The sequence below is a fragment of the Frankia sp. CcI156 genome, assembly GCF_001983015.1.
GTDB classification, from domain to species: Bacteria; Actinomycetota; Actinomycetes; order Frankiales; family Frankiaceae; genus Frankia; species Frankia casuarinae.
The window spans coordinates 115,010-136,697 of sequence record NZ_MOMD01000021.1 but is presented as its reverse complement, the minus strand read 5'-3'; the positions used below and the strand labels follow the sequence as shown (position 1 = coordinate 136,697).

Genomic DNA, 21,688 nt, shown 5'->3' with positions numbered 1-21,688 from the left:
GCGTGGGCCGGCCTGTGGGTRCCGAGCGCGGTCATGACCCGTTTCCGGACAGCGGGGGCAGGCTCGCCGACGAATGCCCGGACGGCGTGAACGGGGTACCCAGATCTGGCCGCGATCCACCACCCGGGGCCTGCTGTTGTTGCTGCTGCTGAACCTGACCCGGGTCGGGCGAGCCGGTGCCCGGCGAGCTGGTAGCCGGCGAGCTGGTAGCCGGCTCGGGATCGGGCGACGTCTTCGAGCCCTGGCACGCGGCGGCGCCGAGCAGGCACAGGGCAACCGCCGCGGCGCCGACCGTCCTGCGCGCCGCCGAAGACCACCTGGTCGCTGCGGGCGTCGCTGCGGGCGTCGCGGGGTACCGGTCCGCGGCTCTGGTCTGTGGTGTGGTCTGCGGCATGGTCTGTGGTGTGGTCTGCGGCATGGCCTGTGGTGTGGCCTGTGGTGTGTTGTTCATCTCGCTCACGTCCTCGTCAGGTGCGGGATCGGCGCTCGGTCCGATTCTCGGCTGCGTCCGGTTACTGGGACGTTGATATGACGGGGGCGGCAACACGGGGTCAACGTCAGCTGTTACCGCCCTGTTACCCGCGCGGGTGGGATCCTGGGAGGGCGGAAGGTCGCACCGAAGCCGGTTCCCGTTCGCATGCGCCAACAGGCGACGGTGGTTTCAGCGCACGGTGGTTTCAGCGCACGGTGGTTTCAGTGCGGGATCTGCGAGAGGTGGCAGCCAAGCGTGAGTGACCTGGCCGAGCGGGCGAGGACGGCTGCCGCGGCGTCCGGTACACCCGCCGAGCCGCCCGAGCCGGCTCGGCGGGCGGTGTCAGCCGCCGCTGCCGCCCCGCGTTCCAGCGGGCTGGTCGCCCGCCTCCGTCGGTGGCCGTGGGCGAGGCTGCTCCCGCGCACGGTCCGATTGCGCCTGACGCTGCTCTACGGCAGCTTGTTCGTCCTGTCCGGCGCCGCGCTGCTGGCGATCACGTATCTTCTGGTGCTGCACGTCACCGCCACCATCCAGATCACCACCACCCCGACCGGCATGCCGGAAACCCAGGGCGGCCCACTCAACGGGCAACCGGCCCCGCCACGGGCCTCGTCGGCGGTCGCCTCGCAGGTCCACCACAGCTACCTGCACCAGTTGCTCGTCGAGTCCGGGATCGCACTGGCGATCATGGCGGTTGTGTCGATCTGGCTCGGCTGGCTGGTGGCGGGCCGGGTGCTGCGCCCGTTGCGCACGATGACCGCGACCACCCTGCGGATCTCCCAGGAGAACCTGCACGAGCGCCTGGACCTACCCGGCCCGCAGGATGAACTCACCGACCTTGGTGACACCATAGACGGGCTGCTGGCCCGCCTGGAGACCGCGTTCGAGGCGCAGCGACGCTTCGTCGCCAATGCCTCCCACGAGCTGCGCACCCCGCTCACGATGATGCGGACCTCGCTCGATGTCGCCGAGGGCAAACCCCAGCCCGTGCCGCGGGAGGTCACCGTGCTCGCCGGCAAGCTTCGCGAGGGACTCGACCAGGCCGACCGGCTGATCGAGAATTTCCTCACCCTGGCGCGGGCCCATCAGGGGGCACCCGGCAATGATGCCGCCGTCTCGCTCACCGGCCTCGTCGTCGCCGCGCTGGCAGCCCGCGAACCTCACGCCGCCGAGCTGGGCGTGCACATCCACCGTCAGCTCGCGGCCGTCGAGATCATCGGAAACCCGACGCTGCTGCGGCGCCTGGTCGACAACCTCCTCGACAACGCCCTGCGCTACAACCATCCCGGCGGCTTCGTCCACGTCCAGGTCCAGGTCCGCTGCCACCCCGCCACCGGCGGCACGGATGACGCCAGGATTGCCCACCTGACGATCGAGAACGCCGGGCCGCCGCTCGACGACGCCGACGTCCAGCAGCTCGGGCAGCCGTTTCGCCGCCTGGCCGCCGACCGCACGACCGCCGGCAGCGTCGGGCTCGGGCTGTCGATCGTCGCCGCGATCGCCGCGGCCCATGACGGCGCTCTGCACCTGAGCGCCCGACCCGAGGGCGGTCTGCGGGCCGTCATCACCATGCCGCTCGTCGGCCGCGCTCCGGTGTCGGGGGTGCCGAGGGTGCCGAGGGTGCCGGGGGGTCGCGGTGAGGCCGGGGTCGCGGTGAGGCCCGGGGGGTCGCGGTGAGAGTGCTCGTCGTCGAGGACGTGCACCGCCTCGCCGACGACATCGCCGAAGGCCTCCGTGACCACGGCATGGCCGTCGATGTCAGCTACGACGGTCTCGACGCCGCCGCCAAACTCGATGTCAACCGCTACGACGTCGTGCTGCTCGACCGTGACCTCCCCGGCCTGAACGGTGACATGTTGTGCCGGATGATCATAGATTCCGAGGACCCGGCCATGGTTCTGATGCTCACCGCGGCCGACACCAGCGCCGATCGTGTCACCGGGCTGAGCCTCGGCGCGGACGACTACCTCCCCAAACCCTTCCACTTTCCCGAACTCGTCCTACGGGTGCGGGCACTGGCCCGGCGTCGGCCCACCGCGCAGCCACGCGTCCTCAAAGCCGGCGGTGTCGAACTCGACCCACTGCGCCACACCGCCATCCGTGACGGGCGGCGACTCGATCTCTCCGCCAAGGAATTCGCCGTACTGGAGGCACTGTTGCGCGCGATGCCGGCCCCGCTGAGTGCCGAGCGGCTGCTCGAACAGGTCTGGGACGAGTACGCGGACCCCTTCACCAAGACCGTCTCGGTCACCATTGGACGGCTGCGTCGCAAACTCGGCGACCCGCCCGTCATCGAGACGCTCGCGGGGGTCGGCTACCGGATCATCCCGGCCGACTGACCCGGCGGGGCGCACGTGGGCAATCTGGGTGGTCTTTCGCCGTCGTCTGCCGTGATGCCCTACCTGGCCAGATCGACGATGYCGTTCCGGTCCTCGTTGTCTCCCGATGACGTGGTCTCGAGACCCGGCCGGTGTGCCACCGGCCGGATCGGGGAAACGTGGTGCGCGCTCGGTGTGGGTTACCAGTTCGGGTTACCAGTTCGGGTTGAGGATGAGCGGAGCGTCGGTGTCGGCCATCCACTGGTTGAATTCGTCGAGGGTGGTGAACAGCGGCTGGTTGGCGTGGTGGCAGGTAACGGTGGCAAGTTCGATGATTGCGGTGCTGGGATCGCTGGTGGTGAGCGTCGTCTGGACGTGGGCGAGGTCGGGTAGCGCGGCGCGGGTGACCTGAGTGCGCTGATCCTCGCCGAGAGTCATGGTCGCCTGGCCGATCAGCGCGGCCGTGGCCGCGGTGGTGACGGTCTCGGCTTCCAGGACCGCGAGTAGCTCGGGGCTGGCGCCGTCGGCGCGGGCCGCGACGATCGCGAGCCGGAGTCCTTGGATGATGATGGCGGCGGTGGCCTGCGCAACGACACCACCGACGAGGGCTCCGAGGACGGGGACGGGGACGACGGTCTGCCCGACCAGGCCGCCGGCCCACATCAGGCCGGTCCTGGCGGTCCCCGTCACGCTGCGGGCAGCGAACTCGCCGGGGTCGATGCGACCGCGGGCCAGGTCCAGGCCGGCGTCGGCGACGGCCCACACGGCGTCAGCCATGGCGGCGGGCACGGTACCGCTGCCCAGCGCCTTGGGCAGAAGACCGCTGCTGGCCGCGGTGCGGACGGAAGCGGAGATCGTGCCGATAGCACCGGAGCGGGCGGCGTTGCGGGCGGTGCCRCCAGCGACCGTGATGACTGCGGCGCCAGCGGAGGTCTCGCCGGCACGGATCCGGGCGGTCTCGCTGGCCGTGGTGACCATGGCGCCGACGAGCGCGCCTGCGGCGGCTCCAGCGAGGCTGGAGGTGGCGATGTCTCGCCCGGCTGCGGCGGCGATCTGGTGGTTGGCCCATCGGGCCGGGTTGTGGGCGGCGTCCTGCGTCTGCCGGTAGCTGATCGAATCGCTGTGCACCGACCCGTGCGTGAGCCGGTCGGTGCTGAAAGCCGCCGCGTCGGCGTAGCCCTCGAAGTAGATCCCCTCCTGGTTCATGCCCAGCCGCCGGTCGAGCAGGTCGTGGACGGCGTCGACCCGGTCTCCTGCGACCAGTCGCCCCATGCCCTGATATGCGGATCGCGAGATCTGGCGGGTCGTGTCCGACACCCGGTCGACGAGTTTGGCCTGCACCTCGGCGACCATCCGGCCACCGTCAGACAGCCGGATGTCGACCGGACCRTTCTGCGGACCGCCCTGTGTCCATTCCAGGACCTGGGCGCGTACCGTCGAGCCCGCGCGGGCCGCGTGCCGGTTGAATCCGACCGCGTGCATCACCTCGAACAGGTGCCCGGCACGCTGCGGATTGCCATGGTTGGCATACCGCCGCGCCAGCTTGACGACAGTGTCGCGGCCGTTCAGTGTCTCGACCACCTCCGCCGCGGTCCGGCGGGTCGTCTGGTCGATGATCGACCAGACCGCGGCGTCCGCCCCACCGGGAAGCAGCCTGATATGCCTCTCGCGTCTGCCGTGAGGCAGGGCAGAATGAGAGGTGGTCACGCTGGCCGGGGCAGGGCGAGCAGCCGCTGCTTGGCGTTGAGAACGACCTGGCGAACCTGCACATCCACCGTTCCGTCCTCGCCGGCGATCGGCGTACTCATCACCGTCACCGCGGTCGAGGCGACCCCGACGAGCTGTGCCACCCGCTGCCGCTGCTCGATCGTGTAGGTCACATAGTCCGGGTTGGCGGTGACGAGCGTATCCAGCAGCGGCAGCCGGACGGTCATCGCGACGCGCAGGTCCTTGAGAATGTCCCGGACCTGCCGGCTGCGCCGACGCACGAGGGCCGCCTGCGCCTGCGCCCGTCCGAAGTCAGCCGCCGCMTCGGCGATCTGCGCCGCTGTCTCGCGCTGACCGGTGCGGGCCCTGCGCCCCTGCCACTCGAGCACCCCGCCCACAGCAATGACCACCGGCGCCGCCACGATGCCCGCCAGCACGGTCGTCCCGGCCGCGACCCCACCACCACCGGCGGCGATCGGCCCGCCGCCCAGCCAGGCCAACGTCGCGCTCGTCGCCGCAGCACCGGACAGCCCTGAAATCGCCGTCCCAGTGGTGGCCGTCGCCAAGGCCCCGACCGCCGCGAACGTCGCACCACCCGCCCCGGCGCCGGCCACCGCCCCAGCAGCCAGCGCCCCCAGTGACTGGACCACGCTGATCCGTAGCCGACGCAGTTCGACGTCCGGCAGCTCCCCGCCGACCAGCAGGTCGATCTCCGCGAGCTCAGCCAGATCGACGTTCTTCAGCCGACTGAACACCTCCTGGAACGGCACCAGCGCCACGTCATACAGCTCAGCACGGGCCCGCTGCTGAGCCTCTGTCTCGGCAGCCATTCGCCCGGYCAGCAGCCGACAGCGAGCTTCGAGCTGCTCGTACGAACGCTTGTTGTCTTTCGCAAGCTTGACCGCATCAACAATGGCGACGCCCACGGGCCCCCCGAATACCCAGCCACGTTCCAGCGCCCGCCACGATATCGCAGCCCAACAGGCATACCGACCACGGCGCTGCCTGTGGCTTCGGTGGTTACAGGGCCAGCAGGTGATGGGCATCGTGCCTCGGCTGCGTCTGCTCCGGTGAGATTATGGCGGCTGGTAGATCCCGAGGKGGGAGAGGCAGTTCGGCGTGGGGAAGCACTCGAAGCCGGYGGCCTGTCCTGGGTGTTCCGGTGATGGGACGGTCGAAGTTGTCAACGACGGGACGAAGGAGAAGAAAACCTGTCAGCTATGCAAGGGCACCGGGAAGGCATGAGCGGGCGGGTGGTGAACCGGGAGGACTTCATCCCGGATGAGGTCTGGGTGACCGGTGATGACGGATTCTTCCTGGTTCCGCTCCGTCGAAGCGAAGATCCGGAAGGGTGGTTGGCGCTGGTCCGTAGCGATCAGGCGATCACCACCCAGGTAGACGATGGTAGGGACAAGTACGACGGTAAGGGGATCATCCCGACCAGTTCGTGTAGTGCGCGGTGGGTGGTCGACCGGATGCTTGATCTCCTCGGCGTGCGCCCGGGAATGCGCGTGCTGGAGAYCGGGACAGGTACCGGCTACAACGCTGCGCTTCTCGCGGTGCAGGCCGGTTCCGGTCAGGTGACCAGCATGGAAGTCGACCCGATGATAGCCGGACAGGCACGGGCGGCGTTGGACCGGACCGGCCATCCCGTGCGGGTGATCGCAGGGGATGGGACCGCGGGCTATCCGGCGGGCGCACCGTACGACCGTGTGATCGCAACAGCGTCAGTGTCGGTGGTCCCCTGTTCGTGGGTGGAGCAGACCCGGCCCGGGGGGCGGATCGTGTTCCCGTTCGCCGGTACCTTCGACGGGGCGTTGGCGGTTCTGGTCGTCGATGACGATGGTGTGGCCCGCGGCCGGTTCCACGATGAGGCCGGGTTCATGCGGCTACGGAACCAGCGGCGCGACCCGCATGTGTGGTGGCTGGGTGAGGACGACGCGGACGTCAGGCCCACCCGCCGGTATCTCCGCGAGCCTTTCGATGATGCGGCGACCKGGTTCGCGGTCGGCTTGTGGCTGCYGGGCTGCACGACCGGGGACATCGACGAAGGCGGCCCCGCGAACACCCTGTTGCTGTCTCACAGCCCGTCGCAGTCCTGGGCATCGCTGACCGCAGGCCTGGACGAGCACGAGATCACCCAGTACGGGCCGCGTCGACTCTGGGACGAGCTGGAGACGGCCTACGACTGGTGGATGAACTCCGGCCGGCCCTCCCGCGATCGGTTCGGGCTCACTGTGACTCCCGACGGGCAAACCTTCTGGCTCGACAACCCGGACCACGCCATCCTTCTCCGCTGAGCCGGACACGGGAGGGCGGAACGCTCCGACAGGCCGACCTGCCGGCGGCCGAAGGCCGCCCTTGAGGGGGTGCAGGTGGCACGCCGCTGGCGGCCCGACGCACCATGCCCGCTGACCTGACCGACGCCCGGGTCAGCGGCTACGGCGCCATCGAGCGGAAGGCGTAGCCGGGCCGGCTCGCGCTTCGGGAACGGTCAGGCACGGTGGATCAGGATGTCGCCGTCGCCGCTACGGGCGCGCACCTCGACGGTCTCGTCGGTGGGCGCGGGGGCGTGGATGGCGGTCAGTTCGCTGTGCACACCGCCGCATCCCGAGCGGACGTCCAGCAGGGCGGCGGTACCTTTCCGTACTCCCACTTCGAGCCGGCCGGAACCGGATACGAGCGCGACTGTGCCGCGCACCACTTCGCCGATCCGCACGCTGCCCGAGGCGGTCCTGGCCTCGACGCCCGCCAGCGCGCGGTCGACGGTGATGGCACCGGAGACAGTGATCAGCCGTGCGTCCCCCGTCACCTCACCGATGGTGACGCCCCCGTTGGCCGTCTTGACTACCGCCGAGCCGTCGATCTCGCGGATCCGGATCATGCCGTTCGAGGTCTTGATCTCGGCGTGCCCGGTCGTGCGGCCCACGGACACGTTCCCGTCGGCGGTCCCCAGCCGGAGCCTGCCGGTCTGGTCAAGGTCAATGTCGCCGGTGGCGGTGTGGAAGCTGGAATCGCCCAGGCGGCCCGTGCTCTGGATGTTGGTCATCGAGCTCGCCTCGACCCGCGAACCGGTGGGCAGCTCGACTGTCACGGTGACGGAGCCGTCCGACCCGAACAGCGAGCGGGCCGTCTTCCTGGGCGCTCTGAGGTGAAGCTTGCCTTTGTCATATTCGATGCGGGTCTCCCGCGCCGTCCGCACGTCGGTGTCGTGCGACGGGTCGCTCGGGCGTACCTCCACGACCGTGTCGGCGCGGTCGCTCGCGTTGATCCGGACGTGGCCGGTCCCGAGTTCGATGACGGCGAGGATCGGTTCGGGGGTGCGGAAAGTCGGCATGATGATCTCCTTGTAACGTCGTCAGCCTGGACATGGCTTGCCCGGACGCGGTGAACGCCGGCGTGGTGAACGCCGGCGCGGCTAACGCACCCAGCCGCTGTAACGCAGTCCCATCTGCTGGCCTGCGTGCGGACCGGTGCGCCGCCCCGCGGCACCGGGGTCGAGCGCGGCGCAGACGGCGTGCACCAGCCAGGCGTTGACGGACAGTCCTTCGTGCTCGGCCGCTTCATCGATGCGCGGTTTGAGACGCTCGGGGACGCGTAGCGTGATCCGCGAGGTACGTCCCTCGTCGTCCTCTGGAGCGGCGGACGGTTGCCTGACCACGGCGGCCTCGAAGTCGTCCGCATCCGAGTGGTCGGCCGGCGGTGGCGTCACGACAAAATCAGGGTCCCGCCCACGCAGGCGTACCTCGACCGAGCCCGGTGCCAACTCTCGGGTGATCTCGTCGGCGGCGGCCGACAGCGCCTCCAGCAGGGCGAGCCTGACGGCCGAGTCCAGCGGCAGGGCGAGCCGCTCGGCCAGCGCGCGGGCGTCCTCACCCCCGGCTTCCGCGGCTGCCGCGAGTTCCCGGCGGAGGTTCTCGACATACGGTGCAAGGTCCATGACGCCATAATGGCGCCAAGTTGACGTCATGTGCAAGCTCTGGTGGCCAGTAAGACGTCACAGACGCGGTCGCGGATGCCGTCATGGACGCCGTCGCCTCGGCTGTCCGGCCGGTACGGCCGTCGGCGGGGCGGTCGCGCACCCTCGTCGCGTGCGACGACTACGAAAAGTAGCGATCGTCGGGGTGCTCTCGTCACCGTCGCAGGCCTCGGCGATAGTGGGGCGACCCGCTCGGTGGCGGCGGTGAGCAGACGGGGGTGGATGTGCCGGGCGACGCGCACGGCGTCAGGATGCAGCCGCCGCGGGCCACGGATCCGGGGTCGCTGGGCCGGCACCGGGTGCTGGGCAGGCTCGGTGCCGGCGGGATGGGTGTGGTCTACCTGGCCGAGGGTCCCCTCGGCCAGGTCGCGGTCAAGCTGATCCGACCGGAGTACGCCGACGATCCGCAGTTCCGGGCGCGATTCCATCGCGAGGTCCAGGCGTGTTTCCGGGTCGGCGGTGCCCACACCGCCCGGCTCGTCGACTTCGAGCTGGAGGCCGAACGTCCATGGCTGGCCACCGAGTTCGTCGACGCCCCGGACCTCGCCGCCCAGGTCGCGGCGGCCGGCCCCCTGTCCACCGGGGAGCAGATCATCCTGGCGGCCGGGCTCGCCGAGGCGTTGGCGTCCATCCACGCGGCCGGCCTGATCCACCGCGATCTCAAACCGTCCAATGTGCTGTGGACCGCGGACGGGCCGAAGGTCATCGACTTCGGGATCGCCGCGGCGGCCGAGGCGCGCCCGCTGACCGCGGTGGGCGGAGTCGTCGGCACGCCCGGGTGGCTCTCGCCGGAGCAGGCCACAGGCGGGGAGGTCACCGCGGCCAGCGACGTGTTCGGCTGGGGGGCCCTGGTCTGCTTTGCAGCCACCGGCCAGCCGCCGTTCGGCAGCGGCTCCGCCGACGCGGTGGCGTCGCGGATCGCGGCCGCCGAGTTCCAGATCGACTTCGACCGRCTCGCTCCGGAGCTGCACGCGCCCGTCCGCGAGGCACTCGACCGCCAGCCGCCGCAACGGCCCACCGCGCTCGACCTGTGCGAGCGGCTCGTCGGTCACGCCCGGGGGGCGCGGATCCCGGTGACGCGCGTCCTTCCCGACGCCGCCCGGACACCCACCCCACCGGCTGCACCGCAGATCCCGGCTGCACCGCAGATCCCGGCTTCATCCGAGCCGCGGGCACGCCGTCGCCGTCGCTGGCTGTTGGTGGGCGCCGGCACCGTCGTGATCCTCGCGCTCGCGGGGGCGCTCGCCGCCGTGCTGGTGATCGGGGGCGACAACTCGAGCGCGGACAACTCGGCGAGTGGCCGGCAGTCCTTCACCGCCGACGCGCCGTGGCGTCTCGCGATCATCGACCAGATCGAGGGCACCGACAACGGGTGCACGATCACCGTGACCAGCGACAGCACCGGCGAGCAGAAGGCGATCAAGGAGGTCTACGGCGCGAAGACCTTCCAGGTACCGCTTGTCGGCGGCTTCCACTGGCGGGCCAACGACCCCGGGTGCTCGGTGACGGCCCGCTCCGGATCGGGGACGGCCGTCCTGCCCTTCGCCCAGYAGGCCGGCACCGGCGACACCGACGCGTTCGAGGTCGCCTCGGGCCTTGTCCGGGTCGAGGTCGTGGACTTCGCCGGCTCGGACGACTGCGGGCTGCAGCTCCACGACGCCGCCGACGGCCGGGAGATCAGCTTCGGTACCGCGGCCCGCGGCGGTCCGCCGTTGCTGCTGGACCCGAGCGGACGCACCCAGGTCTACCTGGCCAACCTCACCTGCGGTGTCCGGGTGTCGGCCGCCCCGGCAGCCCCGGGCTGAGCGGGTTCTGTTCCCCGCTGCCCGGCACAGCACCGTAGCGGCCCGTACCGACCGGCCGGCTGTAGGGCCGCTCGTGTCACCGCGGTCCGCACGCTGACGGAGGCGGGCTGACCGAGGTCGTCACCGTTGCGCGCGGCTGATGGTTACGGCCGGCTGTTCGTGCGCCAGGTTCATCAAAGTGCCATCTGGGCGACCACGGCGGGTAACACGTGGTCCGTTCGTTGGTCGGCTGTTTCCGGTTGGCTTTATGGGCGCTCCGTCGGCGAGGGTCGTCGCCGCTGCGCTGGAGGACTTGTGGACCGTCGTCGCGTGCTCGCGGGGATCGTCGCAGCGCCTTTCGCCGCCGTCCCTCTCCTCGTCCCGGTAGCCGCGTCGGTCGCCCCGGCGGGCGCCCTTGGTTCCGGCGGTGGCCAGCGTCGCCCGACACTGGTGATCGGGCATCGGGGAGCGGCCGGCTACCGCCCGGAGCACACCCTGGCCTCCTACGAACTGGCCGCCCGGTTGGGTGCCGACTTCGTCGAGCCGGACCTCGTGTCCACCAGGGACGGCGTCCTGGTCTGCCGGCACGAGCCGGAGATCGGCGGAACCACCGACGTCGTCGCGCATCCCGAGTTCGCCGCCCGCCGGACGACGAAGATTCTCGACGGCGTCGCGACCACCGGCTGGTTCACCGAGGACTTCACCCTGGCCGAACTGAAGACGCTGCGCGCCAAGGAACGGCTGCCCGAGGTCCGCCCGCGGAACACCAGGTACGACGGCCAGTCCGAGATCCCGACGTTCACCGAACTGCTCGACCTGCGCGCCCGGCTGTCCCGGGAACTCGGCCGCGAGATCGGCGTCTACCCGGAGACCAAGMACCCGACCTACTTCGCCAAGGCCGGCCTGCCCCTGGAGCGGCGGCTGCTGGACATCCTGGTCCGGTACGGCCTGAACCACCGGGGCGCGCCGGTGTACGTCCAGTCCTTTGAGACCACGAATCTCTGCGAGCTGCGCACACTCGGCCTGCGCACGGCCTCGGTACAGCTGCTGTCCGCCACGGGCGCACCGTTCGATCTCGTCAATGCCGGCGACCCGCGGACGTACCAGGATCTGTCGACGCTGGCCGGGCTGTGGCAGATCGCCCGCTACGCGAACGGCATCGGCCCGGACAAGCTTCAGATCATCCCCCGGGCCGGGGACGGGACGCTGGGTACCCCGACCTCCCTGGTCACCGACGCCCACGCCGCCGGGTTGGTGGTGCACCCGTACACCTTCCGCGCGGAGAACACCTTCCTCCCGAAGGACTACCAGGTGGGCGCCAACCCCAGCGACCTCGGCCGGGCCGTCGACGAACAGGTTGCCTATCTCAAGACGGGCATCGACGGGCTGTTCACCGACCAGGCCGATATCGGCGTCCGCGCCCGGGCCGTCGCCGCCGGCCTCCCGAACCCCGGACCMCCACCGGCCGGCCACCACGCCACTCAATGACCCGCCCCACAATGACCCGCCGGCAGGTCCGCCTCGACATCGGACAGCCGGTTAACCGAGGGTCGGAAGCACCCGTTCKAAGAATTCGTGGTGACCGGCGAACGTGAGCTCCAGCCGGGTGAACTCGTGCGGCGTCACCCAGCGGGCGTCGCTCACCTCGCCCGGGTCGAGGATCAGTTCCTCGTCGGATCCGACCTCGGCGGTCCACCAGTGCAGCTGGTAGCTGCCGTCGTCGGTGTCGCATTCCCAGACCTTCGCAAGGGGGGTGACCGCCAGCCCCACCTCCTCACGGACCTCGCGAACCAGCGCCGCCGCCTGGCTCTCGCCGGGCTCGATCCGGCCGCTCAGCGGAGCCCAGTAGCCCGGTCTCCGCGCCTGCGGCCCACGCCGGATGACCAGTACGCGACCGGCCCTCAGCAGCACCGCGACCACGGCCTGCCGTTTGYCCACCGCCGCCGTCACGGGAACCAGTGTAGGGAGGAGGCCGACGTCGCGACGGAAAAGTGTGGAGGGTTGAGTGTGGAGGGTTCGGCACGGCCCGCAGGTCGTGAACCGTGCCTGACCCTCCGCGGTTCAGCCGGCACCATGATCGGGAGGATCGCCGGACGTCGCCGGGTACGGACGGCGGCGATGCTGGTCAAGGGATGATTCCCATCAAGGGGTGATTCCCCCTCGGGCGACGAGCTGGGCGGCGATGACGTTGCGCTGGATCTCGTTGGTGCCTTCGCCGATGATCATGAGTGGGGCGTCACGGAAGTAGCGTTCGACGTCGAACTCGGTGGAGTAGCCGTAGCCGCCGTGCACCCGGACCGCGTTGAGYGCGATCTCCATCGCGGTTTCCGAGGCGAACAGCTTGGCCATCCCGGCTTCCAGGTCGCATCGGTCGCCGGCGTCGTAGCGGTCGGCGGCCAGGAGCACGAGCTGGCGGGCAGCGGTGTACTTGGTGGCCATGTCGGCGAGGTAGTTGCCGATGGACTGGTGTTTCCAGATCGGCTTGCCGAAGGCCTCGCGTTCCTGGGCGTAACGCAGTGCGTCGTCCAGCGCGGCGCGGGCGACACCGAGGGCGCGGGCGGCGACCTGGATCCGGCCGATCTCCAGGCCCTTCATCATCTGCGCGAATCCGCGGCCTTCCTCACCGCCGAGCAGCGCATCGACGGGGACATGGTAGTCATCGAAGGACAGCTCACAGCTTTCGACGCCCTTGTAGCCGAGTTTTGGCAGGTCTCTGGACACGGTGAATCCGTCGCCGGGTTCGACGAGCAGGATGCTGATGCCCTTGTGCCTGGGCTCGGCTTTCGGATCGGTCCTGCACAGCAGCGCGATCAGCTGGGAGCGGCGGGCGTTGGTGATCCACGTCTTCGACCCGTTGACCACGTAGTGCTCACCGGCGCGGCGGGCGCTGGTGGTGAGGGCCTGCAGGTCGGAACCTCCAGCGGGTTCGGTCAACGCCATCGTGGCGCGGATCTCACCGCTGGCCAGTGCGGGCAGATAACGCAGCTTCTGCTGCTCGGTGCCGAAGGTGAGGATGAGTGTGGAGACGACGGTGTGGCCACCCATCGCGCCGGCCAGGCTCATCCAGCCGCGGGCGAGCTGCTCGGTGACCTGGACGTAGCAGGGGGTGGAGACGGCAACCTCGCTGTAGGGTTCCGGAATGGTCAGGCCGAAGATGCCGAGCTTTTTCATCTGCTCGATGAGCTTCTCGGGATAGTCGTTGGCGTGTTCCAGGTCCCGGGCGACCGGGMGGACCTCCCGATCGACGAAGTCGCGCACGGTGTCGACGATGGCTTTTTCTTCTGCGGTCAAGGTACTCACGCCGGGTCCTCTTCGGCTGGTCCTCTTGGATGGCTCTTGGATGGCTGGTCCTCGTTGGATGGGGGGCCGGGGGTCGGCGGRGGTCAGATGACGCCGTCGGCACGGAGCGCGGCGATGGCGGTATCGGTGCGGCCCAGGCTGCGCAGGATGGTGTCGGTGTGTTCGCCGAGGGCGGGAACGGGGTTCATCACCGGGTCCAGGTCGGTGAGGGTGGCCGGAGGCAGGAGGGCACCGATGTCRCCGCCGGGGGTGGCAACGGTGCGCCACCGGTCGCGGCCAGTCAGGACGGGATGGTCGAGGAAGTGGGCGACGGAGTTCAGTCGGGCGTTGGCGATACCGGCTTTGGCCAGCAACGCCAGCACTGTGCCGGTATCGAGCGCGGCGAATCGGTCCGCGATCACCCCGTTGAGGGCGTCGCGGTGGGCGACGCGTGCGGAGTTGGTCGCGAAGCGGTGGTCCTCGGTCAGGGTCGGGTCGTCGAGCACGATCCGGCAGAAGGCGTGCCATTCGCGTTCGTTCTGGATGGCCAGCAGCACCGTCTGGTCCTCGGCGGTGGTGAACGGGCCGTAGGGGGCGATGGTGGCGTGCTGAGCGCCGACCCGTGCCGGTTGCCGCCCGCCGTACCGGGTGTAGTAGGCCGGTGAACCCATCCACTCGGCRAGGGCCTCGAACAACGATACCTCGACCGCGGAGACCGACCCCGTGGTGGCGCGCCGGTAGAGGGCGGTGAGGATGCCGGTGTAGGCGTACATGCCGGCGGCGATGTCGGCGACCGAGATCCCGGCCTTCGCCATCTGGTCCGGGCTACCGGTCAGCGACACGAGGCCGGTCTCGCACTGCACGAGCAGGTCGTAGGCTTTCCGGTCGGCCCAGGGCCCGTCGGTACCGTAGCCGGAGATCGTGCAGGGGATCACCCGAGGGTGCCGGTCGGCCAGGGACGAGGCGTCGAGGCCGAGGCGAGCGGCGGCGCCGGGGCCGAGGTTCTGCACCAGCACGTCGGCCCTGGCCAGCAGCTCCTCCAGAACCGCGCGCCCCTCGGCGGTTTTCACGTCCAGGGTGAGGGATTCCTTGGAGCGGTTGAGCCACACGAAGTAGCTCGACTGGCCGTGCACCGACACGTCGTAGCGGCGGGCGAAGTCGCCGCCGTCGGGCCGTTCGATCTTGATGACCCGCGCGCCGAAATCAGCCAGCTGGCGGGTGGCGAACGGGGCCRCGACGGCCTGCTCCAGGCTGACCACGGTCACCCCGGCCAACGGCAGCGGGACGTGCGGCGAAGGGGAGTCCGGGGCGGCGCCCGGCGCAGTGCGGTGCCGCTGGTGCTCGGTCATGTGGTGCTCGGTCACGTCAGGCCGCTCCTTTGGCCAGGCAGGTGGTCTGCCAGCAGCGTCGCGGCACGCGCCCAGTCCAGTCCGGTCAGCAGCGCGGGAACGTCGGGGCCACAGTCGGCGATCTTGGCGCGCAGGTCCTGGTCCGAAGGTGGCCGCCCGGGCGACCCGGGTGGCAGCCGCTGGCTCACCGAGTACCGGGCGCCACCGCTGAGGGTGAGCGTGATATCGATGCGGCCGGAGAGCAGCCCGTCACCGCCCGGGGTCTCGGTGACGGCTACGAGCTGGAGCAGACGCTGGGCTTCGGGTCGGGTCACGGCGAGGTCGGTGAAACTCCCGAAGCCGGGATGGGGGTCTAGCAGTGCGGCGGCGATGGCATATTCAAGGCTGAACTTCCCCTGCAGCCCGGTGCGGGGCCGATGGTGGATCAGTRGCTGCACCGCGCCCTCGGGTGTGCTCACCTCGATCGCGGTGATGCCCGAGGCGACGACGTCGGCAGGCAGGTGCTCGCGCAGCGCGCTGATCGGGCGTTGCAGTGCGTAGCAGCAGGGAAAAATCTTGATCGCCAGCCCGCCGGGAACCGCCGGGCCGGTCACGTCGATGCGGTCCGGGTCGCCGCCGACCAGTCGGAGCCATGCATCCAGCGCGGTCGGATCCGCGGTGGCGCCGGCGGCGGCCAGCCTCGCCGCCCGAACTCCCGCGTCGGCGGCGAAGCCGACCTGCAGGGACTTGCCGGCGGAACCGAATGCCCGCTGCACCCCGCCGGCCGCGGGAACCGAGAGCGCGATCGCGGTGGCGATCCGCTCGGCCGACAGGCCCAGCGCCACCGACGCGGACACGGCGGCGGCCGGCGCCCCGGCCGTACAGGTGGCGTGCCATCCGCCGGCATAGTGCGACCAGCCCAGCGCCACCCCGAGCCGCGCCATCATCCCGGCCCCCGCCAGGTAGGCGCGGGCGTCCCCGCCGACGGCCAGCGTCGCGGGGACGCACACCACGCTGATGTGGGTGGTCGACTCCAGGTGCAGGTCGTCGAAATCCAGGACGTGCCCGACCGCCGCCCAGCGCGCCGCGTCCGGCAGCCCGGCCGACAGCGCCACCAGATCGTCCTGCCGGGCGGCGAGCGTGACCGCTATCGTGTCGAGCAGCGAGCGCTGCGCCAGGTCGAGGTCCGCGGCACTCGGCGCGTAGTCGTGCGCCCACCGGGCCAACGTCTCGGCGGTCGGTTCCATCCACAACTCCCGACTCCCGCCAGCGCGGGGCCACACCTGGATCGCCCGTGTCTGGATCGCCCGTGTCCGCGGCGCACATACCCGTCCGGAGAATAATGTACGGCTAATAGTGATCGGTGACTCGCTGAGCGGCATGGTCACCGTGGAGTCCACCCAGGCACTCGCTGCCGGGGGGTTGATGGCTGCCGGGGGTTGWTGGCTACTGTGYGCCTGGCCTGAGGCGCCGGTACAGGTACGCCGGTACAGGTACGACGACCCGGCGGGCCGGGGCTTCCGGATGTTGGCCCGGGGGACCTGTGGGCCTAACTTTCCCGGCCGTGGACGAACCAGCAGGCCCGTCGAGGTCGTCAGGAAGGWCGGGAAGGTGCGGGCCTGGCAGAGTGGATGACCACGGGGCCCGGCAGAGGAGAACATCGATGAGGATCGCGGAAGACATCACGCAACTGATCGGCAACAYGCCGCTGGTCCGATTGCGTCGCGTCACGGACGGAGTGGGAGCCCAGGTCGTGGCCAAACTGGAGTCCTTCAACCCGGCGCACAGCGTGAAGGACCGTCTCGGTGTGGCCCTGATCGACGCCGTGGAGCGGGCCGGGCTGATCGGGCCGGACACCGTCATCCTCGAACCCACCAGTGGGAACACCGGCATCRCCCTGGCCATGGTGTGCGCCGCCCGCGGCTACCGCTGCGTCCTGACGATGCCTGAGACGATGAGCACCGAGCGGCGGATGCTGCTGCGGGCCCTCGGCGCGGAGCTCGTGCTCACCCCCGRTGCCGAGGGCATGCCCGGCGCCATCGCGAAGGCGGAGGAGCTCGCGAAGAACGACGAACGGTACCTCATCCCGCAGCAATTCGAGAACCCGGCCAACCCGGCGATCCACCGCGCCACGACCGCCGAGGAGATCTGGCGCGACACCGACGGGCAGATCGACGTGCTCGTCGCCGGAGTCGGCACCGGCGGGACCATCACCGGCGTCGCCCAGGTCATCAAGGAGCGCAGGCCCGAGGCCCGGTTCGTCGCCGTGGAGCCGTCGGCATCGCCGGTGCTCTCGGGCGGCGTGAAGGGACCGCACCCGATCCAGGGCATCGGCGCCGGGTTCGTCCCGCCGGTCCTGGAGACCGGCCTCGTCGACGAGATCATCCAGGTCGATGGTGAGGACGCCTTCGACCTGGCCCGCCGGCTGGCCCAGGAGGAGGGACTCCTGGTGGGCATCTCCTCGGGCGCGGCGGTGTCGGCGGCGCTGCAGGTAGCCCGCCGCCCGGAGAACGCCGGGAAGCTGGTCGTCGTCGTGCTTCCGGACTTCGGCGAGCGCTACCTGAGCACACCGTTGTTCGCCGGGCTCGGGTGACCGGCTGTGCTCTCGACGCTGCGCCATGACCTGCGCACGGTGAAGGAACGGGATCCGGCCGCCCGCTCCACCCTCGAGATCGCCCTGTGCTATCCCGGCGTGCACGCCGTCTGGGGCCACCGGATCAGCCACTGGCTGTGGACCCGTGACCTGCGGCTGCCCGGGCGCGTGGTTGCCACGCTCACCCRCATGCTCACCGGGGTCGAGATCCACCCCGCCGCCACGCTCGGCCCCGGCGTCTTCATCGACCACGCCACCGGCGTGGTCATCGGGGAGACCGCCGAGGTCGGCGCCGACGTCACGATCTACCACGGGGTCACCCTCGGCGGCACCAGCCTGGAACCGACCAAGYGGCACCCCACCATCGGCGACCGAGTGATCATCGGTGCCGGCGCCAAGGTTCTCGGCAACATCACCGTCGGCTCGGACAGCCGCATCGGGGCCAACGCCGTCGTCGTGCGGCCCGTGCCGCCCGGCTCAGTGGTCGTTGGCGTCCCCGGCCAGGTCATCACCCCCAGCCGTCCCCGGCCGGCCACCGCCCTGCCCGGTCAGGACGACGTGCTCCCCGACCTCGTCGGCGTCAGCCTGAAGTCCCTGCTCACCCGGGTCGACCAGCTGGAGGCGGTGCTCGACGGGAACACCGGGAACACCGACGGCCGCGCCGACGGGCGGGTCGCAGCCCGTCCCACGATCCGCCCGCCCCAGGCCGGTGTGTGGCACGGCGAGGACTTCTCCATCTGATCAACAACCTTAATCAACGACCTTAATCGGCGACCTGATCAACGACCTGATCAACGACCTGATCGGTGACGCCCCTGGCTCGACCGGTGTCCCTGGGGATCCGGTCGAGCCAGGATTTGCCGGCAAAGCATGCGTCGCCATAACCACTTGATTCCGTCGGTTTAGACCTCGCAATTCTGGAGCTGAGTCAGAATATGTCGATGACGACCACGGTGATGTTGTCCGCGCCGCCGGCGGCCAGCGCCACCGAGGCGAGATGGTGGGCGACCGCGGCGGCGGGCGCGTCCGCCGGCAGGCGCCCGACGTGACCGGCGAGGGCCGTGGCGGCCGAGGCGTAGTTCCACAGCCCGTCGCTGCACAGCACCACCCGTCCCGGCCCGGTGAGGGGCAGCGAGACGACGCGCGGTACCGCCGACCCGCTGCCCGTCCCGATCCAGTGGGTGATGGTGTGGGCGCCGGGCGCCGTCTCGGCCAGCTCGGCCGGAAGCAGGCCGGCCCGCACCGCCTCGGCCGCCAGCGTGTCGTCCTCGGTCAGCAGGTGCGCGCCCCGCGGGCCGAGTAGGTAGGCTCTGCTGTCCCCGAGCCAGCCGACGGCGAGCCGGTCCGCCGTCACGATCGCCGCGACGAACGTGCAGGCCGGCGCGTCGTCGGGGCTGGTGATCGAGGCGACGGCGCTGCGCTGGGCGGCCGCGGCCGCCGCCCGCAGCGCGGCGTTCTCCCAGGGGACGCCGCCGCCCGTCGGCTCGGGAGACCTCGGCGTGCCCACGGCGTCGGCCAGGAAGGCGGTGGCGTCCCGGGCAGCGGCCACGGCGGCCGGTCCCGAGCCGGGAGCCGTCGACACCCCGTCGCACACGACCGCCACGACCGCCGGGCGGGCCGGGCCGGGCAGGTCGGCTGGATAGGCCGGGCCGGCTGGCCCGGGTGGGCCGACGACGGCGAGGGCGAACCCGTCCTCGTTGCTCCGGTGGACGAGGCCGCGGTCCGACACGCCGGCCGCGATCGTCAGGTCGACATCGATCCGGTCGCCGGGCTCGCGGCCGGCCGCCGTCAGGGCCACGCCGCAGCGTTCGCAGAACCGGTCGTCGGGAAGGACCGGCGCCGCGCAGCCGGGGCAGCGTCCCGCCGTGCCGGGGTCCGCCGTGCCGGGGTCCGCCGTGCCGGGGTCCGCCGTGCCGGGGTCCGCCAGGCCGGGGTCCCGTGGCCCCGACGCCGGTCCCGGCCGCTGTCCGGCGTTCATACCAGGGTCCGCGGGCGGACACGGTTGGCGAGGTCGACGAGGGCGTACCGCTCGTCGGTGGTCGCGGCCAGCCGGGCGAGCTCCCGGTAGGCGCGTTCCAGGCCGAAGCGCAGGTCCGCTTCCCGCAGTGCGGCACCGGCGACCGTGACGCCCGGGTCCACCGGGAGCGTGCCGGCCGCCACCAGGTCGAGCGCGGTGGTCAGCAGATCCCGGGTGAGAGCGGCCCGGCGGCCCGAGTCGAGGTCCAGGCCGGCCAGCACGTCCGACGCGGCCATGATGCCGGCCCGGTTGGGGACGCCGGCCACGGTCACCGTGCCGAGTACCCGGGCCAGCCGGATCTGGGCGTCGACGTGGGCGGCCGAGGCCGGTGGTACCCGGCGGTAGGCGGCCACCGCACCGTCGCGGTTGCCCGCGGCGATCCGCACCCGCGCCAGCCCGAACGCCGCGCCGGTGAACGCGTCGTCGGTGCGCGACACCAGGTCATACAGCTGCTGCGCCCGGGGGAGGTCGCCGGCGGCCTCCGCGGTGCGCGCCAGCGCCAGCTTCGGCGCGAGCTCGCCCGGGACCTCGTCGTAGACCCGGTCGAACGCGCCGCGGGCCGCGGCGGTGTCGCCGTCGGCGAGTGCCAGCAGCCCGCGCTGCCAGTCCACCCGCCACTCGAAGGGGTCCTCCGCCTCGATCTCGGCGAGCATCTCGCGGGCGGCGGCGGTCCGGCCCAGGCGCATCCGCAGGTCGGCCAGGTGCAGGCGCGCCCCGACGCTGGTGGTTCCCATCGCACCGAGCAGCTCGGCGAGCTGCTCGGGCGCGAGGTCCGGCAGGGCGGTGAGCGGGTCCGCCGCCGGGTCGTCGGGGTCGGCCCGTAGCCGGGGCAGCACCGACCACGGCGGCAGCGCGGTGAGGCCACCTTCGCCGGTGAGGCCACCTTCGCCGGTGAGGCCACCTTCGCCGGTGAGGCCACCTTCGCCGGTGAGGCCACCTTCGCCGGTGGGGTGGAGGTCGCCGGTGAACCGCCGGCTCGGCGCCGGCGCCGGGGCCGGTGTCCCGCGTTCGGCCGCGACGATCTCCCGCAGCACCCCCAGCAGTTCGTCGTGCATCTCCTCGGCGCCGGTGAAGCGGCGGTCGGGATCGGGCGCGGTCGCCTTGAGCAGGAACCGGTACAGCGACTCGTGCCGGGCGAGGACGGGATGGTCCGCCGCCGGTGGCATCGTGTGCAGGTAGGTCGAGGTGTTACCGCGGAAGTCCAGGATGAGGGTCGCGAGAGTGCGTCCCACGGCGAACAGGTCGGAGGCGACCGAGGGGCCGGTGGTGGGCACCTCGGGTGCCTGGTAGCCGAGGGTGCCGCAGCCGGCTCCGGCTACTGCGCCGTCGTCGATGCGACGGATCGCGTCGAGGTCGATCAGGCGCGGTGTCTCCCGGCCGAGCATCACGTTGTCGGGTGTGAAGTCGCCGAACACCAGGCCGTTTCGGTGCAGGTAGGCGAAGGCGGGCAGCGCCGCGAGGAGGTAGGCGACGGCCTGGGTGACCGGCAGCGGGTCGGGCCGGCCGGCGTCGGCCCGACGCCGGCACAGCACCTCCCGCAGCGAGGTGCCGCCGATGTACTCCATCACGATGTAGCTCGTGCCGGCATGCTCGACGAAGGTGAAGATCCGCACGATCGCCGGATGGTCGACGGAGGCCAGGAACCGGCGCTCGGCGATGGCCGCGGCCTGTGCCTCGCGGTCGCCGGAGTCGAGCAGGCCCTTGAGCACGACCCAGGAGCCCTCCGCGACGCTCGGGTCCCGGGCGAGGTAGATCCAGCCCTGGCCGCCGTGCGCGAGGGCCCCCGCGATCTCGTACGGCCCGACGCGGTCACCGGCGTGCAGCGTGGGACGGAACGAGAACGGCTGGCCGCATCCCGGGCAGAAGCCCTCGGGACGCGCGGGCCGGCGGCCCCGGGCGCGTCCCACCGGCGCGCCGCACCCGGCACAGGCCCGCCGCCGTTCCGGGATCTGCGGGTCCGCCAGCAGCATCGACGCCGGGTCCGGCACGTCGGGCTCGGGCACGTCGGGCTCGGGCACCTCGACCAGACCCGCGCCCAGCCGGCTCGGTGCGGTCCGCGACCCGTCCTCGACGACGCCGCCGCAGTCCGGCTCCGGGCAGGKGATGACCGCGTTCACGCACGCTCCTCGGTTGAGATCGTGGTTGAGATCGTGGTTGAGATCGGGGTTGAGGTGAGGGGTGGGCGAGGGGGAGCGCCCCCCGAACGCAGCC

Annotated in this window: 18 protein-coding genes; 7 read left to right on the top strand and 11 right to left on the bottom strand. The window is 71.3% G+C overall.

Features of this window, described 5'->3' with window-relative positions; genetic code table 11:
* Window positions 1-31: 31 nt before the first annotated feature.
* Window positions 32-451: a hypothetical protein gene (locus tag CcI156_RS24750; protein ID WP_139168514.1), complete on the bottom strand. Its 420-nt coding sequence runs from the start codon at window positions 449-451 to the stop codon at window positions 32-34.
* A 276-nt stretch (window positions 452-727) separates the two neighbouring features.
* On the opposite strand from CcI156_RS24750, the gene CcI156_RS09950 reads away from it, so the two are divergent.
* Entirely contained in the window at window positions 728-2,149 is a 1,422-nt protein-coding gene (locus CcI156_RS09950; protein ID WP_011436857.1) for a HAMP domain-containing sensor histidine kinase, read from the top strand.
* The gene (locus CcI156_RS09945) at window positions 2,146-2,811 is read left to right on the top strand and encodes a response regulator transcription factor (protein WP_011436856.1); all 666 of its coding nucleotides are present in this window, start codon (window positions 2,146-2,148) and stop codon (window positions 2,809-2,811) included. Before CcI156_RS09950 ends, CcI156_RS09945 begins: the two co-directional genes overlap by 4 nt.
* 192 nt (window positions 2,812-3,003) lie before the next feature.
* On the opposite strand, the gene CcI156_RS09940 is transcribed toward CcI156_RS09945, so the two are convergent.
* Both CcI156_RS09940 and CcI156_RS09935 read right to left on the bottom strand, forming a co-directional pair.
* Entirely contained in the window at window positions 3,004-4,497 is a 1,494-nt protein-coding gene (locus tag CcI156_RS09940; RefSeq protein WP_023840254.1) for a hypothetical protein, read from the bottom strand.
* On the bottom strand, window positions 4,494-5,327 hold the full coding sequence (locus tag CcI156_RS09935) for a hypothetical protein (protein WP_254847358.1): 834 nt from the start codon (window positions 5,325-5,327) through the stop codon (window positions 4,494-4,496). Before CcI156_RS09935 ends, CcI156_RS09940 begins: the two co-directional genes overlap by 4 nt.
* A 411-nt stretch (window positions 5,328-5,738) precedes the next feature.
* On the opposite strand from CcI156_RS09935, the gene CcI156_RS09930 reads away from it, so the two are divergent.
* The gene (locus CcI156_RS09930) at window positions 5,739-6,797 is read left to right on the top strand and encodes a methyltransferase domain-containing protein (RefSeq protein ID WP_076805381.1); all 1,059 of its coding nucleotides are present in this window, start codon (window positions 5,739-5,741) and stop codon (window positions 6,795-6,797) included.
* Between the two features lie 194 nt (window positions 6,798-6,991).
* Here the strand turns inward: CcI156_RS09930 and CcI156_RS09925 are convergent, their stop codons facing one another.
* Together CcI156_RS09925 and CcI156_RS09920 are read right to left on the bottom strand one after the other, a co-directional pair.
* On the bottom strand, window positions 6,992-7,834 hold the full coding sequence (locus CcI156_RS09925) for a DUF4097 family beta strand repeat-containing protein (RefSeq protein ID WP_023840256.1): 843 nt from the start codon (window positions 7,832-7,834) through the stop codon (window positions 6,992-6,994).
* Window positions 7,835-7,915: 81 nt separating this feature from the next.
* A complete protein-coding gene (locus CcI156_RS09920) occupies window positions 7,916-8,437 on the bottom strand; it encodes a toxin-antitoxin system HicB family antitoxin (RefSeq protein WP_035732780.1) in 522 nt (173 codons plus the stop codon).
* 257 nt (window positions 8,438-8,694) lie between these two features.
* On the opposite strand from CcI156_RS09920, the gene CcI156_RS09915 reads away from it, so the two are divergent.
* Window positions 8,695-10,281: a serine/threonine-protein kinase gene (locus CcI156_RS09915; protein WP_371681792.1), complete on the top strand. Its 1,587-nt coding sequence runs from the start codon at window positions 8,695-8,697 to the stop codon at window positions 10,279-10,281.
* A gap of 309 nt (window positions 10,282-10,590) precedes the next feature.
* On the top strand, window positions 10,591-11,748 hold the full coding sequence (locus CcI156_RS09910; RefSeq protein WP_254847357.1) for a glycerophosphodiester phosphodiesterase: 1,158 nt from the start codon (window positions 10,591-10,593) through the stop codon (window positions 11,746-11,748).
* Between the two features lie 51 nt (window positions 11,749-11,799).
* On the opposite strand, the gene CcI156_RS09905 is transcribed toward CcI156_RS09910, so the two are convergent.
* The 4 genes from CcI156_RS09905 to CcI156_RS09890 form a co-directional block, all read right to left on the bottom strand.
* Window positions 11,800-12,198: an NUDIX hydrolase gene (locus CcI156_RS09905; protein WP_076805400.1), complete on the bottom strand. Its 399-nt coding sequence runs from the start codon at window positions 12,196-12,198 to the stop codon at window positions 11,800-11,802.
* A gap of 204 nt (window positions 12,199-12,402) precedes the next feature.
* A complete protein-coding gene (locus tag CcI156_RS09900) occupies window positions 12,403-13,560 on the bottom strand; it encodes an acyl-CoA dehydrogenase family protein (RefSeq protein ID WP_076805379.1) in 1,158 nt (385 codons plus the stop codon).
* 83 nt (window positions 13,561-13,643) lie between these two features.
* Window positions 13,644-14,903, bottom strand: coding sequence for a CaiB/BaiF CoA-transferase family protein (locus tag CcI156_RS09895; protein WP_217697688.1), 1,260 nt, complete (start codon window positions 14,901-14,903; stop codon window positions 13,644-13,646).
* A complete protein-coding gene (locus CcI156_RS09890) occupies window positions 14,900-16,114 on the bottom strand; it encodes an MmgE/PrpD family protein (RefSeq protein ID WP_076805399.1) in 1,215 nt (404 codons plus the stop codon). The genes CcI156_RS09895 and CcI156_RS09890 overlap by 4 nt, the downstream gene beginning before the upstream one ends.
* Window positions 16,115-16,530: 416 nt before the next feature.
* Here CcI156_RS09890 and cysK point away from each other — a divergent pair, with 416 nt between their 5' ends.
* Both cysK and cysE read left to right on the top strand, forming a co-directional pair.
* Window positions 16,531-17,460: a cysteine synthase A gene (gene cysK / locus CcI156_RS09885; protein WP_076805378.1), complete on the top strand. Its 930-nt coding sequence runs from the start codon at window positions 16,531-16,533 to the stop codon at window positions 17,458-17,460.
* Between the two features lie 6 nt (window positions 17,461-17,466).
* On the top strand, window positions 17,467-18,201 hold the full coding sequence (gene cysE, locus CcI156_RS27480) for a serine O-acetyltransferase (protein WP_076805377.1): 735 nt from the start codon (window positions 17,467-17,469) through the stop codon (window positions 18,199-18,201).
* A gap of 187 nt (window positions 18,202-18,388) precedes the next feature.
* Here cysE and CcI156_RS09875 read toward each other — a convergent pair whose 3' ends face one another.
* Both CcI156_RS09875 and CcI156_RS09870 read right to left on the bottom strand, forming a co-directional pair.
* Complete coding sequence (locus CcI156_RS09875) at window positions 18,389-19,438, bottom strand: protein phosphatase 2C domain-containing protein (RefSeq protein WP_023840262.1); 1,050 nt, start codon at window positions 19,436-19,438, stop codon at window positions 18,389-18,391.
* Window positions 19,435-21,594, bottom strand: coding sequence for a serine/threonine-protein kinase (locus CcI156_RS09870; protein WP_254847355.1), 2,160 nt, complete (start codon window positions 21,592-21,594; stop codon window positions 19,435-19,437). The genes CcI156_RS09875 and CcI156_RS09870 overlap by 4 nt, the downstream gene beginning before the upstream one ends.
* Between the last annotated feature and the right edge of the window lie 94 nt (window positions 21,595-21,688).